The following is a 15,251-nucleotide window of genomic DNA, read 5'->3' as shown; positions in this document are numbered from 1 at the left end:
CGTAATTACTAGACTCTAAGGCGTGCAAAGCTCAATTATGTCCCGATTTAATAGGCTAATTATCTGCAGCTTTAAAGTAGAACCAGGTGTGTATGTCACATTTTGAGATTACTGTTCTATAAGCCAATTTTTTGCTGTTTGAAAACATTCGAAATTTTCTGCATGCACGTTATAACGCTTGGCCTTTTGCACAAACAGGTCATGCATAAACCCATCAAAACTGACCACAATTGCGATTACAGCTCGCTTTAAAGTGTTTGCAACAACGGGCATAATGGTAAATAAGTCTGCAGGCTCAAAGTTATGGGTTAACTCGGATACATCGACCAAAATTTTATCTGATCCATACAATAAAGAGTATTGATGGGCTATTTGGTAAAAATTTATCACATCCTGTGCACTTGCCATCCCTCTTAACGTCATCATTACAAGCGACGTCGATGCATCATATGTGATGCAAGTAGACACATTGGTCATAAAGTTACTCTAAAAGTCTGTGGGTAATTTTTAAATGGGCTTAATCTAGGCTGAATGAGAAAGCCGCGCTATTTTATTGATATCTACAACTGAGTCAACACCTAGCAATAAAATAGGTCAGACCAGACAAGTAAATAATAATTTAGTGCTAGATAATAATTAAATATCTGTAGCGATACTTCACGTTGTGTTTACTTGTTAGATACCTGTAATTTTTCCTAACCAACAATACGTTTTTTCTGATAATTCACATTACTAATAAAATATACAGTTTGTACCTGAACGAAATCGAACGTATGAACTATTCTGGTATTAATACTTTATTTTTTATCTATTGAGTTCATGCATGGCCAGAGTACTCATTACATTTTTGTTTAGTCTGCTGGTGTTTAGCTTCCCCGTTGCGGGTCAAGCTAACGTTAAAACAGCAGATGAGTTTGAAAAAATACGCAATACAATCAGGGAAAGCTACGCACACTCCCCAACCGAAGGGCTCAATTTAGTCAACTCTTTACTCGAAACAGATGACTTTTCACTCGAACAAAGAGTTATGATTACCAACTACAAAACCTGGTTTTTATTTGAAAACAATCAGTTCGAAGATGCGATGCAGTCAGTGGTAGAATACAAAAGCATGGTCTCTCGACTGAGTGAAAAGAGTTTAATGTATGGGTATTACAACCTTTCTGGTGGAATCTATTCACGACTTGGCCTTTACGAAGAAGCCCTCAACTACTATAACGATGCAATTCCCTTTGCGAGACAACGAAATCAACTTCTTGTTTATCAAGTCGAAAACAATATAGCGCTTATCTACTTAGAATTAGAACGCTTTAAAGAAGCATTAACCACATTCGAAAATTACAAACTCTACGCACAAACAAATAATCAAACACTCAACGAATCGTTTGCATCAATGAATATTGCGACCGCACTGGTTGGGCTTAAAAAATACGATGAAGCGATGGCAGTTTTAGATGGGCTACTCATTTTGCAAGAAAAGCATGACTACATCACACACCAGAGTATAAGTTTAGTCCTGAAAGGCAAAATTCTTCGACTGCTAGGTGACTTAGAAGCCTCTGAAAACGTGTTATTAAACGCCGTTGATTTAATAAAAGAGCATGATGTAAGCAGTGAATACATGAGTGCTATTTTAGCGCTTACAGCGACATATGAAGCACAAGGTAAAATTGAACACGCAATTAGTTTGATCACATCAATCGATCTCGATTCTGATAAATATACGCATTTTGAAACACAGCTAGAAGTCGCAAAATTCACGGCAAGTCTCTATGAAAAACAAGGCAATTATCAAAATGCACTGATAGCTTATAAACAGTACAACGACATACAAACGGTCGCTTTGAAACGTCAGGCAAGTGTTAATTTAACCAAAGCCTTAGCCGAAGCTGATTTAGCTGCAAAAGAAGTGAGAATTTCTGAACTAACCAAAACAGAGCAAATAAAAGCAACCAAAGCAAAAGCATTCCAAGATTTAACAATTGCCATCTCGATGTGTCTATTCTTGATTATTATCGGCTCATTTATAGCCATACGAAGTATTAACAGACAAAAACATAAACTCGCAGCCACGCTCAAACGCCTCCACGATACACAAAGCCATCTTATAGAAATCGAAAAAATAGCGTCGCTTACGTCATTAGTCTCAGGCATGGCGCATCAATTAAATACCCCGATAGGCACCATTGTGACAGCCAGCTCGCTAATAGATAAATACTTAACGGGCTTATCTGATAAGTTTGAAAACCGGAATTTAACCAGCAAGCATTTCCACGAGTTTATAAATGATACCAGCAGTGCAAAAGAGTTGGTGATCAGTAGTGTTAATCGACTCGCCAGCATTGTTGAAGAATTTAAATCGCTCAATGTCTCTATTAATCTTGATAAACCGATGTCAAATATTGTGCTTCTTGAGTATATGCACGACCGATTAGAACCGCTGAGTATCTATCTAGGAAAACATATTTATTACGAAGTGAGTGGTGATGATGTCACGATTATGTCTTACCCCTCTATTTTAGGTGATGTTTTAAAAACACTGGTGATTAACTCCTGCGAACATGGGTTTATTGACCGTGATGAAGGCAAAGTAGACATTGTAATTAAGCAGAATGCGCAGTGTGTTGATATTATCTATCAAGATAACGGTGTAGGAATTGAAGACGGAATTCTTAAAGAAATTTTCACCCCCTTTTACACATCCAATATGGGTAGCCAGCATTTGGGGCTGGGTTTAAATGTTGTTTTTAACGCAGTGCAGTATAACTTAAAAGGCAAAATATGCGCCGAGTCATCTGATCACGGCGCACGGTTTATAATTACCTTACCAATCGACGTACGATTAGTAGATGAAGAGTGATTAACCGGTATTACGCATACCCGCAGCAATCCCTGTCATGGTGATCATGAGTGCATTATCAATATCACCCGCTGAACTAGCATCTGCTTCACGCGAGCGACGTAGTAATTCAACTTGTAACAAGTTGAGTGGATCGGTGTACGGGTTACGCAAAGCAATAGACTCTTTGATCCACGGTTGATCAGCAAGTAAACTTTTTTGTGGACTCAATGATTGAACCAATTCAATTGCTTCATTAAGTTCTTGGCGTAACTTCACACCGAGCGGTTTATATTGATCTGTCACTAACGCATCATCATAGTGTGCGCTTAACCAGCTATCCGCCTTACTAAATACCATTTCTAGCATTTCTAAACGCGCACGGAAAAATGGCCATTGCAAACTCATTTCATGCAAGGTTTCAATACCGTACTTATCTAGTGCAGCTTGTAAACCTCTTAATGCGCCAAGCCAAGCCGGTAACATTAGGCGGTTTTGGCTCCATGCAAAAATCCATGGGATTGCACGCAAACTTTCTACCCCGCCATGTGGGTTTCGTTTCGCAGGGCGTGAACCCAATGGCAATTTTGAAAGCTCTTGCTCTGGCGTCGCCATTCTAAAATAGGGAACAAAGTTTTCATCATGACGAACCACATCGCGGTAATGCTCACATGACTCGGCGCTAATAAGCTGCATCACATCACGCCATTCACTCTTAGGCTCAGGAGGCGGTAACAAATTACTTTCAAGCACTGCACCAGCATAAATATTAAGACTTTGTAGCGCAACGGCAGGCAGACCAAACTTAAAGCGGATCATCTCGCCTTGTTCAGTAACACGCAGTCCCCCTTTTAATGAACCCGGTGGTTGAGAACGCAGTGCTTGCGCCGCAGGAGCGCCTCCGCGTCCCACGGTGCCACCTCGTCCATGGAACAATACCAACTCAATGCCACGTTGCTCAGCAAGTTGAACAAGTTTATCCATGGCTTCGTACTGCGCCCAGCCAGCAGCCATCATGCCCGCATCTTTCGCAGAATCTGAATAGCCAATCATGACATTTTGTTGGTTTTGTATATGACCACGATACCAAGTGTTATCAAGTAGGCATTCGATAACATCTTTACCCGCATTTAAGTCATCCAACGTTTCAAATAAAGGAGCCACGGGTAATTTAAACTTACAACCACTTTCTTTTAGAAGCAGTTGCACAGCTAATACATCAGACGCAGTCCGTGCCATAGAAATGATATATAAACCGAAGGTGTGCGCATCTTGTGCAGCAATAACATCAAAGGTATCTAGCACTTCTTGAACATCGGGACTCGGTTTCCAATGCTTAGGAATAAGCGGTCTGCGCGAATTTAACTCAGCAAGTAAGAAAGCTTGCTTATCGTCCTCTTGCCATTGGTGATAATCGCCCAAGCCCAAATAGCGTGTTAACTCAGAAAACACATCACTGTGGCGCGACGAATCTTGACGTACATCTAGCTTAGCTAGGCGTAAACCAAAGCTATTTATGCGTCGTAACACATCAAGTAATAAACCGTCAGCAACCACTCGCATGTTGGTTTTAATTAACGAGCGATAACACACTTCAATGGGATGTTTTATTTGTGCTATGTCGGTAATTAAATCCTCAGAATCTGTACGTTTACGCTTAATTTTTGCACCAAGGTGCGTAACTGTTTCAGCAATCTGATTTTTTAAGTTTTTCAGCACCGCACGGTATGGTTCGAATTCTTGACCTGCCAGCGCAATGAGCTCATCACTTGCATCTGACATTGATAGTTCGTTACTCAGGGTTTCAATATCACGAGAATATAAATCGAGAGCCATCCAACGACCGTGGTCAAGCACTTGTTGCGTCACTTCAGCGGTGACAAATGGATTTCCGTCACGGTCGCCGCCCATCCACGATGTAAACTCTATCGGGCTGTAATCAATTGGTAAGCTTAAATCGAGTTCAGATTTAACCTCATCAGTAAATTCACGCAGAAAACGTGGCACAGCATGCCATAGACTGTTTTCGATCACGGCAAAGCCCCATTTTGCTTCATCAATAGGGGTCGGGCGTGAACGTCGAATATCATCCGTATGCCATGCTTGGCTTATTAGCTGCTCTATACGGTTAAGAAGTTCTGCACGCTCTGTAGGTAGATTGTCTTTGCGCTCTAATGACGCTAAGCAATCACTTAACTCAACGTGTTTGTTAATCATAGTACGACGCGTCACCTCTGTAGGGTGCGCGGTGAGCACTAAATTAATGTGGAGTTTTGAGAGAGTTTCGGCTAAATGATTAATATCAATGTGGCATTGATTTGCCGCAGTTGCTAACGCTTTTAATGTTTGAGTGAGAGGATTAAGTTGGCAAAAGCCAACATCATTAAAGCGTGACACAGTGTGAAATTGTTCGGCAACATTAGCAAGGTTCAAAAAATGATTAAATGAGCGTGCAACCGGTAATAGTTCTTCGTCTGTGAGAGCGTGTAGTACATCAATAAGGGCCTGTCTGTCGGCTTCATTACCACTACGTGACGATTTAGATAAAGCGCGAATTTCTTCTACTTTATCTAAAATGGCTTGTCCTTGTGCATCTTTAATCGTTTGACCCAACATTTGTCCAAGCATGCTAACATTACCGCGAAGTGCAGCGTATTGTTCACTCATTCTCATACTCCTTTCTTTTACTAAGTTGAAAGTACTTACTGCACAGTATTTTGCTAAGCAAAACGCCTACAAAATACTGATCCTTTCTATTAATATCATTGTCAGCGTCAATTTAATAGATCGAATTTTCTAACATGTTCGTAAAAAAGAATAACCAATATATAAACATAAAAGCGTAATAATTATGCAGCTTAGCCTTAACAAACCATATTTTATCCATTCAATTGGTAAAATGGACTTACCAATATTTTAGGCAAAATCCGTGTAAATAAAGGCGTGTTCAAAAAACAGTTGGTAAAGCTTTTAGATGTTGAATTATGTCTTTCGTTTTTAGTTTAAGAATAAAAAACGGCCCATTCTTAAGCGATTTTTTTATGTTGAACGAGAAAAAATATTTTTTAAAAAATTTAGAATCGAGCTAAAAATGCAACTAATTATTTTATCTGGCGCAAGCAGTGATATCGCAAAAGCCTACTTTAATGAGCTACACAATGAATTAACCGATGCCATCATTGTGACTCTGAGCAGAAGTGATTTTGACAATAGTTTTAATAGCACAACTCAACATAATGTGCGCCATCAGCACTTTATCACTGATTACAGTGATGCCAGTTTAGCCGCTGTGGCAACTGAGCTTGCACGCTACGACACCCCGTTGTCGCAACTAATGATATTCAATGGCATGCTGCATAATTCGGATCATGCTCCAGAGCGTAAATTATCAGACATATCGCAGGCACACTTCATCGACAGTATGAAAACGAATGCTTTATTACCGATTGCTTGCGTTAATGCTTTTGTACCTTTGCTTAACCGTAAAACACCGAGTGTTATCTGTGCACTGAGTGCCCGTGTCGGCAGCATTTCTGATAATAAAATGGGTGGCTGGTACAGTTATCGTGCCTCAAAGGCTGCACTTAACATGCTATTTAAATCGGCTGCGATTGAGATCAAACGTCGTTTTCAACATAACCACTGTGTGCTGTTTCATCCTGGCACAACAGACACACCTTTATCTAAACCTTTTCAAGCCAATGTCCCAGCAGATAAGCTTTTTACACCAGAATTTGTTGCTAAGCAGCTTTATAAGTTTGTTGCAGATACTCATTTTTTATCTCAGTTAGATAATCCTGCTTACATTGATTGGCAGGGAAAAACCATTGATTGGTAACAAGGAAAATTATGTACTTTTCAAAAAACACCATTGAAAATTTAGACAGTCGATACCGAGCCCATTTCATTAATAGTTTATCGGGGTTCAAAAGTGCTAATTTAATTGGCACACAAGATAATCAAGGGCATACAAATTTAGCCATTGTCAGCTCAGTGTTTCATTTAGGCGCACACCCGCCGTTGGTAGGCATGATAATCCGTCCACATTCTGTGCCTAGACATACATTAGAAAACATTTTAGAGACGGGGTTTTATACGATTAACCACGTTAATAAAACAATTTATCAACAGGCACACCAAACATCTGCACGCTATGATAAAGCGGAATCTGAGTTTATTGCGACGGGTTTAGAAGCAGAATATCTCGCTGACTTCAAAGCCCCTTACGTGAAAGACAGCCGGCTTAAATATGGCGTTGAGTTAAAAGAGCACCACCACCTTGAAATCAATGGCACCGAACTCATTATTGGTGAAATTACTGCTATTCACCTTGATAAACACAGTATAGACAACGATGGGTTTGTCGATATCGAATCGTTAGAGACCGTCGCAGTAAGCGGGCTCGATAGTTATCACACGACTGAACGACTTGCCCGCTTAGCGTACGCTAAAAAATAGTGGCTTAGATAATAAATGGCTTAGGTGCGTGCGTTAATACTTCGTATCCTGTGTCAGTAACGACGATATCGTCTTCTAAACGCACCCCACCATAACCTGGTATATAGATGCCAGGTTCTATGGTTATCACATTACCAACCTCAAGGGTGTAATCAGTCAAGGTATTAATAAAAGGCACTTCATGTAAGAAAAGCCCTAGCCCATGCCCGAGTCCTTTACCTGCATACTCTCCATATCCTGCATCATCTAATACTTGCTGTGATGCCGCATTTAACGCCAAACAGTTGATACCGGGCTTAACAAGCGCAAGTGATGCTTGTTGCGCCTCTTCGACAGCTTTGTAAATCGATATTTGTTTATCTGATGCCTCACCTAGTATATAGCTTCGTGTCATATCGGAGCGGTATCCGTTCACCACAGCCCCAAAATCAAGGGTGATAAAGTCGCCGTGTTTTAACACCTGTGAAGACGGATTACCATGCGGCAGCGCTGTTCGTTCAGCAAATAGCATAATAGTGGCAAAAGACATGCCTTCGGATCCTAGCTTCTGCATTCGGTATTCAAGTTCTAAGGCTAAATCACGCTCAGTAACCCCTTCTTTGAAGTAAGGTAAAGTCTCTGCCAAAGCCTGATCCGCGATTGCTGCAGCCGCTTTAATCTGCTCAACTTCCCAAGCATCTTTAACACGTCTTTGCTGTTCTATAAGACCAGTAACCGGGGCTAACGTGTGATTACTTAGCGCTTTTTCTACATCTTGCCATACTGCAACTGTGATATAACTTGCATCAAAAGCAACATGACTTTTAGCAGCTAAATGACGGTTGATGCAGTCACCAAGACTTTCAGTATCACGGTCACGGCACACCACATCAAACCCCGAAGTCTCTGCAATAGCACGCTGATGGTAGCGATAATCGGTTATCAGTATACAGTCGTTCTTTGTGATCAATGCGTAGGCGGCATTGCCACTAAAACCACTTAAGTAACGAATATTTTCATGACCAAGAACTAACATGGCGCTATAGCCTTGCTGTTCGAGTCGGGCTTTAAATTCAGCTTGTCTTTGTAGGTAGTTTGCTTGCATCATCACTCCTTATTTTTTGCGCATGCTAGCAGCATTCGATTTAAAAACGAATTAGATGCGATTAGTCGCAGTGAATTTGCATCCAGTTACGCACTCAGGTCACAATGTGAAAAAACCAAGGAGTAAACAATGACAACATATGGCATCGGTATTCAGTCACCAGAGCAAGCTCTGGCTTCTTTATCAGATATGACAACAGATTTAACCCCGATACAAAGTAATGAATTTTTAGCCCGTATCAGCGCAGCGCAAGCCTATATGCAAGCCAATAATATAGACGCAATTTATCTGAATGCAGGAACCAACCTTGCTTATTTTACTGGAATGCGTTGGTATGCAAGTGAACGTTTAGTTGGCGCTATTTTACCTGCGAAAGGCAATGTTGAATACATCGCCCCTTATTTTGAAATTGGTAGTTTAAATGATTTTATGGTGATTGACGGTCCAATACGCGGCTGGCAAGAACATGAAAACCCGTATCAATTGTGTGTTGATGTACTGTGTGAAATGGGTATCGATAAAAATGCTACGATTGGTATAGATGAAAGCGCGCAATTCTTTATTTATGATGGGATAAATAAAGCCAACAGCCATTACAACATCATTAATGCCCAATGTGTTACAGCGCATTGCCGTATGCATAAATCAGCGAATGAGCTTGCTCTTATGCAACGTGCTATGGATATGACTCTTGAAGTTCATAAAGCCACTGCAAGTATGCTCTACGAAGGGATAACAACCACCGAAGTCGAAGCCTTTATTAAAAAAGCACACCAAAAAGTAGGCGCACCAGGAAACTATTTCTGCATTGTATTATTTGGTGTAGCGTCGTCTTTCCCGCATGGTGTAAAGAACCCACAAACCCTTAAAAAAGGGGATGTGGTGTTGATTGATACAGGTTGTAAAGTACATGATTACTTATCTGATATTACACGTACTTATGTCTTTGGAGATGCAACTGTACGCCAACGTGAGTTCTGGCAACATGAAAAAAATGCACAATTAGCTGCATTCAACGCCGCTAAAATTGGTGCTAGTTGCGGCTCGGTTGATGATGCTGCACGGCAATATCTCGCAGCTAATGGTATGGGCCCAGACTATCAAACACCAGGATGTCCTCACAGAACAGGTCATGGCATTGGTTTAGATATTCATGAATGGCCTTATTTAGTTGGGGGTAATACAACTAAACTTGCTAAGGGTATGTGCTTTAGTAACGAGCCAATGATTGTTGTTCCTGACGAATTTGGTATTCGATTAGAAGATCACTTTTACATGACAGAATCGGGCCCATGTTGGTTTACAGAACCGGCACACAGCATTGATGACCCGTTTGGCTTAGGTAAATAAGTTTTATTCAGGCCACTGTATTGTGGCCTGCCTCTTTCCCTGTCTTTATGCGCTTCACATATTACATTAGTTCACAATACGCTTACTTTTCGGTCACCTTTTTTGTCTAAGCCATGGTATTATTTCAAGAATTTTACCTATAAAAATATTATGGAGAATAAATGGGTTTGCATTTTAAAGTTCCCCACACGCTAATTTTACTACTCAGTATGATGGTCATTGCTTTAATCGCAACATGGCTCGTACCACAGGGTTTCTTCAGCACAACACTCAGTGACTCAGGCCGAGAAATGGTCGTTGCGGGTACTTATCAAACAGTATCAGAACGTCACTATTTAACTCCTTGGGATTTATTACAAGCAATTCCTCGCGCTTTTGCCGCGGCACAAGATGTAATTTTCTTTGTATTAATCGTCGGGGGTGTATTAGCCATAGCACGCGCAACAGGTACTGTTGATGCACTAATCGGTCGCTTACTTGAGCGCCACGGTGAAAAACCACAGCGTTTAATATTTATGGTGGTATTTTGCTTTGCACTTGCATCGAGCAGTATTGGTACTGCAGGTGAGTACATCCCGTTTGTTATTATTTTAGTTGCGCTGTGTAAAGCAATGCGCCTCGATGCGATGACCGCAGTCGGTATGATAGTCGCAGGCTATGGTATTGGGTATGGTGTATCGGCATTTAACCCCTTCACCGTATTAATAGCACAACAAATTGCAGGTATTCCTGTTTACTCTGGCCTATGGTTACGTTTAGCCATCTTCATTCCATTTGTTCTTATCGGTTTTCATCATGTTTGGAAATACACCAAAATGGTGGCCAATGATCCGTCTAAGTCGATGATGATAGGTGTACCTTGCCCGCTTGAAAATCAAACGGCTGCAAGTTATCCAACACTTGCTCTTCGCCATAAACTTATTTTAGGTAGCTTTATTATTACCCTTGCAATTGCAGTATGGGGTATCGCATCAAAAGGATGGTATTTATATGAGCTAGGTGGTGTTTTTATCGCATGGGGTGTCGTTGTAGCCATTTTAGGCAAGTTATCTGCTGATGAAGCGGCCAATAAATTTATTGAGGGGGTGTCAGACCTAGTAACAACCGCAATTTTGATTGGTGTTGCAAGGGGTATTGCGCTGATTTTAGAGGATGGTCAGATTCTGCATAGTTTAGTGCATGGCATGTCGTTACCGTTGTCTTATGTATCTGCCGAAATATCAGCGATTGGCATGTTAGTGATTCAAACTGTATTAAATACATTTATTCCATCAGGTTCTGGTCAAGCTTATGTCACGATGCCACTAATGGCACCACTAGGAGATTTAGTCGGTGTGCCACGTCAAGTTGCAGTACTTGCTTACCAATTTGGTGATGGGTTCTCAAATATGATCATTCCTACCAATGCCGTACTTATGGGTATTTTAGGTATGGCTGGCGTACCCTACGGCCATTGGTTTAGATTCTGTTTACCACTGCTTATCAAACTAATGGCTGCCGCATCAATAGTACTGGTAATCGCAGTTATGTTTGGTTATGGGCTAGATGTGCAACCCACACTAAATTAAGCTAGTTGATATTAAAAAAGCGCCCTAGGCGCTTTTTTTACATGTTTTGAGTTCTTTGTAACAACACATTTTTGGATAAAATGGAGTTGGAGTCAAAGGACAAGCCTGTGCCAAAACCTGACCATAAGCCGCAACTCGCTTCAGCCCCAAGACGTGTTTAGGAGAATTTCTAAAAATAGTGAACTTCGGCCGTTCACAATTGCTTTTCTATTTCGTCAAGGTATATTGCTTGCATAGTCAGGAAAGCAACACAATCGCTCGTTTTTGTCCTGAGGCAAAAGCTAGGACTACTGCATTTTAGTAGTAATGGCAATTAGTTAAGAAGTTTGCTACAAATGAGTCATTCAGAAAAACGAGCGACGCTGTGGTAGAAATACGTACGATTCGCTCGCTATAAACATGTTGGAAATACATAGAGTTGGGTGTCTTGGGCAAATTAATTATTAAAATTATAAAAGTATTTCTTCTTTTGTTGATTGCTGCCGCTGTTATTGTTGGAACGTATTTGGGGTATCTGGAATACGAAAAATCGCAAAAATTAAAAGCTGAATTAAATTATAAATCAGAACATGAATGGGTATGGCACAATGAATACAGACGAATTCAAATAAGGTATGTTGATGCTCTAGGCAGAAGTATACTCCGTAAAGTCTACAAGACTGAAGATCATGTTATTTATGCGTATAAAAATGATGACTATTCTCTTAGTGCTGCAGTTTTATTTTTTACCCCATGTGAGCCGGAAAGTGAAATAATAACATCGCAAAAATTTGTTTCGGGAAAACCGAAAACACTTGTCTGCAACCCAGACGGTGAAGCTCTTAGTTTCAGTGTTACTTGGTCAGATAAGAGTAGTGATAAGCTTTGGGAAGAACAACTTGATGGCTTTAATTTAAGCGTTGACTTTTCTGATTGGGATTTTACCAAACTAGACCAAGAGATTACATTATCAAAGGCTAAGTCGAAAAGTACTCCTAACAAGTCAATTAAGCAGGACTAAAATCAGTTGGCTATGCTAGTACCTCGCTGATTTTAAACAACAATTTTAGACTCTTGTTGGGGCGTTATGTAGCAGGTGAATAATTGAGTCAGCAGTGCAAAAAATGTGATAGTAAGATCAATCCTATAGAAGTTAAGGTGTCAGGCAATTATTCACATTTTAAATGCCCTGTTTGTGGTGCAGATGTATCAAGCAGTAGAGGAAAAGGTGTTCTCGCTCTAATTGGTATTGGTTTAATTGCTTGGGCTTTAGCCTGTGCTTATCACCATTTGGCTGGCTAAATTGAAGCCCTGACAGTTTAGCTACATAACAAGGTAAATCAATAAGGACAAAAAACAGGTGGCTTTTTCTACTTCGTCGCTATTAGAGCCAACTATATTTTCCCATTAACAGGGCTTTACGAATGACAGTAGTTGGCACACAACTGCTCATCGTCTCAACACGTTTATGTCCAATAATGATTTAAATGCTAAGGCTTTAAACTTTAGGTTCTGTATAGCACTTTAATTACATGCCAACCAAAGCGGGTTTTCACTAAATGCGGTTCAAGGATCTCGCCGCTAAATGCAATTTTGTCAAACTGCGGTACCATTTGCCCGCGTCTAAATTCGCCTAAATCCCCGCCTTTTTTACCTGACGGACACGTTGAATATTTTTTAGCGAGGGTCTGGAACTTAGCCCCTTTTTTAAGTTGCTTAATGATATCTTCAGCTTGCTCTTTATGTTTAACTAAAATATGCAATGCATGTGCTGTATTGGCCATGGGGAATCTCGAAAATTAAAACGCAGGTATTTTATCACGACAAACTAAACTGAGCCACTGCGGCTATTTCTGTTTGCTTATTGCCGGTAAGAACCCTTTAATCAAACAAAATTGCGCTAAATAATAACTACACATGATTGCGATATCTGCATGCACAATTTCAAAATAAAAACGATTAAGGCCAAGAATAGAGTCTGATACAACAAACACTGCCCCACCTAAGACTAAAAAACCGTTCGATTTATCCGTCATCCAAGTAAGGCTTGCCATTATGGTGAGCACCAACATATAAAAAAGCACGGGAATGAGTATGTCATTCAGGTTTGGATAGAATAAGCAAAAAACGATGATTGCAAAAAAGAGATAAAGTAATACGACTTCTATTCGCCAGTGTTTAATTGGTAACATGGTAATGATATAAAAAGCGTGACTTACAAAGAATGCCGCTAAACCGCCTATAAAAAGCTGCCCTGTATCAAGGGCTAGTAGCACATCACCGAGTGCCGAAAAGCTAAGTGCTAATAATAGCGTGATCAAAATGCGATTTTGTATCTGATTGCGTGCTTTTAACACCATCACAATCAACACACCGATAGGCAATGCTTTAAATACCGCCATAGAGGGTTGAGATAATGCAGGCATAAATAGCAGTAAAGCAATGTAAAACGTGCAAAGGATTAGAAAGAGAATGTTCATATTCTTATTATTTTTGTTTGTTCCCAATAATGAGAATAGCAAGCTTTACTTTAAATGTTTATAAAAAATGCTGCTTTTGTTTTTCGCTCAGTAACTTACACTGAGTTTGTCTACCAAAAATACGATAGCGATTACGACCTACCCAATCATAAATATGATCGCGAAAGCCCTTTGGGAGCAGATAAAACACTTTAGCAATTGAGAATGGAAACCCTAATTCATTTGCGATAAATAACACAGCATCACTTTGTTTATATAGCTGGTTTTTATCAATCACTAACATTGAGGAAAGAGGATCTTTAACTTCATGCGCTTTTAATAAACGCTCACCTTTATCGCTTTGCATTGGGCATAACTTAAAGGTTATCTGTTTATCAAAGCGAAGAATAAAACGTACACAAAAATGGCACAGATTACACTGACCATCAAACAAAATGACTGGGCAGTGAGTATGCAAGTTTAACCACTTACTTGCACAACTTGTTTCCCAGTGAAGCCACCAGCAAGTTGTTTATTCAGTGCATCAGAAACCGCTTGGGCACTAAAGTCAACGGCATGGATTTGTGGCAGTTTTATCTCACCACGCGCTGCATTATCGAGTAATAAATTGCCCATAAAACTTAACTTTTGCTGTGCACATAAGCTATTAGCAAGCCAAGCCCCACCAAGCGACACAATACCAATATTAGGTGCGCGTCTGAACATCAGTTCTTGTTCGAATTTCGGGAGTTCGTTTAAGCATGCAATATGGCCACAAAAGCGCATTAGTTCAACGTTACGAATGGTAGTATCACCACCAATACAATCAAGCACAGCATCAAAGCCTTGCGGCCCTAGTTCACGACGAATTTTATCTTCAAGTTTAGGGTCTTTATAATCAAACACGACATCTGCACCTAATTGCTTAAGTAACTTATGATTGTGTTTGCTGGCGGTGGTAAACACCGTTGCACCACGTTGCTTAGCAAATTGAATAGCAAATTGGCCAACTCCGCCAGCACCAGCATCAATAAACAGTGAATCCCCTTCGCTCAGTTGCAACTTATCAAGGGCAATTAATGCCGTCATACCTGAACAAGGTAAGGTTGCAGCGTCTGCAGGTGATACGTTATCTGGCACAACCGATACAGCATAGTTTGGCACCGTTGTGTATTCAGATAACACACCTTGGTCGCCAAGACTGGCGTGCCATACAACGCGTGCACCAACACCAGGGAATACACCTTTATTTGCCTGAACAACCACCCCAACAGCATCATGGCCTAATACATGCGGGTAATGCCATTTACAAAAACCTTGTTTTGCAAAATTAGCATCAACATGGTTTAAGCCCACATATTCAACTTTAATCAAAAGTTCGTTCCCTTCAGGACTCGGTACTGGCACAGAAAGCTCAGATAACGTAATAGCGTCATTGGGCTCAACCACTGCTAGCGCGCGCATTGTTGACGGAAGATCTGTAGTTTGTTGAATATGTGACATTTAATACTCTG

13 protein-coding genes are annotated in these 15,251 nt (G+C 40.4%); 6 read left to right on the top strand and 7 right to left on the bottom strand.

What is annotated here, in order from left to right; translation table 11 throughout:
* Positions 1 to 108: 108 nt before the first annotated feature.
* Complete coding sequence (locus tag BWD47_RS02860; RefSeq protein WP_227006865.1) at positions 109 to 426, bottom strand: hypothetical protein; 318 nt, start codon at positions 424 to 426, stop codon at positions 109 to 111.
* A 397-nt stretch (positions 427 to 823) separates the two neighbouring features.
* Between BWD47_RS02860 and BWD47_RS02855 the strand changes: the two genes are divergently transcribed.
* Positions 824 to 2,860 carry an ATP-binding protein gene (locus BWD47_RS02855; protein WP_075593331.1) on the top strand — a complete coding sequence of 679 codons (2,037 nt, stop codon included), beginning with the start codon at positions 824 to 826 and terminating at the stop codon, positions 2,858 to 2,860.
* Here the strand turns inward: BWD47_RS02855 and ppc are convergent, their stop codons facing one another.
* Positions 2,861 to 5,506 (bottom strand): phosphoenolpyruvate carboxylase, encoded by a 2,646-nt coding sequence (gene ppc, locus BWD47_RS02850; RefSeq protein ID WP_075593330.1) that lies wholly within the window; start codon positions 5,504 to 5,506, stop codon positions 2,861 to 2,863. It lies immediately after the preceding gene.
* 424 nt (positions 5,507 to 5,930) lie between these two features.
* Here ppc and BWD47_RS02845 point away from each other — a divergent pair, with 424 nt between their 5' ends.
* Positions 5,931 to 6,677, top strand: a complete 747-nt coding sequence (locus tag BWD47_RS02845; protein ID WP_075593329.1) for an SDR family NAD(P)-dependent oxidoreductase — start codon at positions 5,931 to 5,933, stop codon at positions 6,675 to 6,677.
* 11 nt (positions 6,678 to 6,688) lie between these two features.
* The gene (locus BWD47_RS02840) at positions 6,689 to 7,297 is read left to right on the top strand and encodes a flavin reductase family protein (RefSeq protein WP_074989134.1); all 609 of its coding nucleotides are present in this window, start codon (positions 6,689 to 6,691) and stop codon (positions 7,295 to 7,297) included.
* A gap of 4 nt (positions 7,298 to 7,301) precedes the next feature.
* Here the strand turns inward: BWD47_RS02840 and BWD47_RS02835 are convergent, their stop codons facing one another.
* Positions 7,302 to 8,381 carry a Xaa-Pro peptidase family protein gene (locus BWD47_RS02835; protein WP_065979135.1) on the bottom strand — a complete coding sequence of 360 codons (1,080 nt, stop codon included), beginning with the start codon at positions 8,379 to 8,381 and terminating at the stop codon, positions 7,302 to 7,304.
* A 129-nt stretch (positions 8,382 to 8,510) separates the two neighbouring features.
* Between BWD47_RS02835 and BWD47_RS02830 the strand changes: the two genes are divergently transcribed.
* From BWD47_RS02830 to BWD47_RS02820, 3 genes are all read left to right on the top strand, one after another.
* Positions 8,511 to 9,731 (top strand): Xaa-Pro peptidase family protein, encoded by a 1,221-nt coding sequence (locus tag BWD47_RS02830; RefSeq protein ID WP_075593328.1) that lies wholly within the window; start codon positions 8,511 to 8,513, stop codon positions 9,729 to 9,731.
* 161 nt (positions 9,732 to 9,892) lie between these two features.
* Positions 9,893 to 11,299 (top strand): YfcC family protein, encoded by a 1,407-nt coding sequence (locus tag BWD47_RS02825; protein ID WP_036972786.1) that lies wholly within the window; start codon positions 9,893 to 9,895, stop codon positions 11,297 to 11,299.
* Between the two features lie 427 nt (positions 11,300 to 11,726).
* On the top strand, positions 11,727 to 12,299 hold the full coding sequence (locus BWD47_RS02820) for a hypothetical protein (protein ID WP_143474468.1): 573 nt from the start codon (positions 11,727 to 11,729) through the stop codon (positions 12,297 to 12,299).
* A 484-nt stretch (positions 12,300 to 12,783) separates the two neighbouring features.
* Here BWD47_RS02820 and ppiC read toward each other — a convergent pair whose 3' ends face one another.
* From ppiC to BWD47_RS02800, 4 genes are all read right to left on the bottom strand, one after another.
* Complete coding sequence (ppiC, locus tag BWD47_RS02815) at positions 12,784 to 13,062, bottom strand: peptidylprolyl isomerase PpiC (protein ID WP_065979131.1); 279 nt, start codon at positions 13,060 to 13,062, stop codon at positions 12,784 to 12,786.
* A gap of 63 nt (positions 13,063 to 13,125) precedes the next feature.
* Complete coding sequence (locus tag BWD47_RS02810; protein ID WP_178387076.1) at positions 13,126 to 13,704, bottom strand: lysoplasmalogenase; 579 nt, start codon at positions 13,702 to 13,704, stop codon at positions 13,126 to 13,128.
* 112 nt (positions 13,705 to 13,816) lie between these two features.
* Positions 13,817 to 14,191: a thiol-disulfide oxidoreductase DCC family protein gene (locus BWD47_RS02805; protein ID WP_256719192.1), complete on the bottom strand. Its 375-nt coding sequence runs from the start codon at positions 14,189 to 14,191 to the stop codon at positions 13,817 to 13,819.
* 26 nt (positions 14,192 to 14,217) lie between these two features.
* Positions 14,218 to 15,240: a zinc-binding dehydrogenase gene (locus tag BWD47_RS02800; protein ID WP_036972794.1), complete on the bottom strand. Its 1,023-nt coding sequence runs from the start codon at positions 15,238 to 15,240 to the stop codon at positions 14,218 to 14,220.
* Between the last annotated feature and the right edge of the window lie 11 nt (positions 15,241 to 15,251).

Source organism: Pseudoalteromonas sp. PAB 2.2 (genome assembly GCF_001938575.1).
Lineage (GTDB): Bacteria > Pseudomonadota > Gammaproteobacteria > Enterobacterales > Alteromonadaceae > Pseudoalteromonas > Pseudoalteromonas lipolytica.
Note: the sequence above shows the minus strand (reverse complement) of the source record. Positions and strands in the feature narration are given on the sequence as shown.

What these genes read in the sequence shown, in the direction of transcription:
- BWD47_RS02835 (WP_065979135.1), bottom strand. Translation starts at nt 8,381, where the DNA reads ATGCAAGCAAACTACCTACAAAGACAAGCTGAATTTAAAGCCCGACTC.
- BWD47_RS02830 (WP_075593328.1), top strand. Translation starts at nt 8,511, where the DNA reads ATGACAACATATGGCATCGGTATTCAGTCACCAGAGCAAGCTCTGGCT.
- BWD47_RS02825 (WP_036972786.1), top strand. Translation starts at nt 9,893, where the DNA reads ATGGGTTTGCATTTTAAAGTTCCCCACACGCTAATTTTACTACTCAGT.
- BWD47_RS02800 (WP_036972794.1), bottom strand. Translation starts at nt 15,240, where the DNA reads ATGTCACATATTCAACAAACTACAGATCTTCCGTCAACAATGCGCGCG.
- BWD47_RS02840 (WP_074989134.1), top strand. Translation starts at nt 6,689, where the DNA reads ATGTACTTTTCAAAAAACACCATTGAAAATTTAGACAGTCGATACCGA.
- ppc (WP_075593330.1), bottom strand. Translation starts at nt 5,506, where the DNA reads ATGAGTGAACAATACGCTGCACTTCGCGGTAATGTTAGCATGCTTGGA.
- BWD47_RS02855 (WP_075593331.1), top strand. Translation starts at nt 824, where the DNA reads ATGGCCAGAGTACTCATTACATTTTTGTTTAGTCTGCTGGTGTTTAGC.
- ppiC (WP_065979131.1), bottom strand. Translation starts at nt 13,062, where the DNA reads ATGGCCAATACAGCACATGCATTGCATATTTTAGTTAAACATAAAGAG.
- BWD47_RS02860 (WP_227006865.1), bottom strand. Translation starts at nt 426, where the DNA reads ATGATGACGTTAAGAGGGATGGCAAGTGCACAGGATGTGATAAATTTT.
- BWD47_RS02810 (WP_178387076.1), bottom strand. Translation starts at nt 13,704, where the DNA reads ATGCCTGCATTATCTCAACCCTCTATGGCGGTATTTAAAGCATTGCCT.
- BWD47_RS02845 (WP_075593329.1), top strand. Translation starts at nt 5,931, where the DNA reads ATGCAACTAATTATTTTATCTGGCGCAAGCAGTGATATCGCAAAAGCC.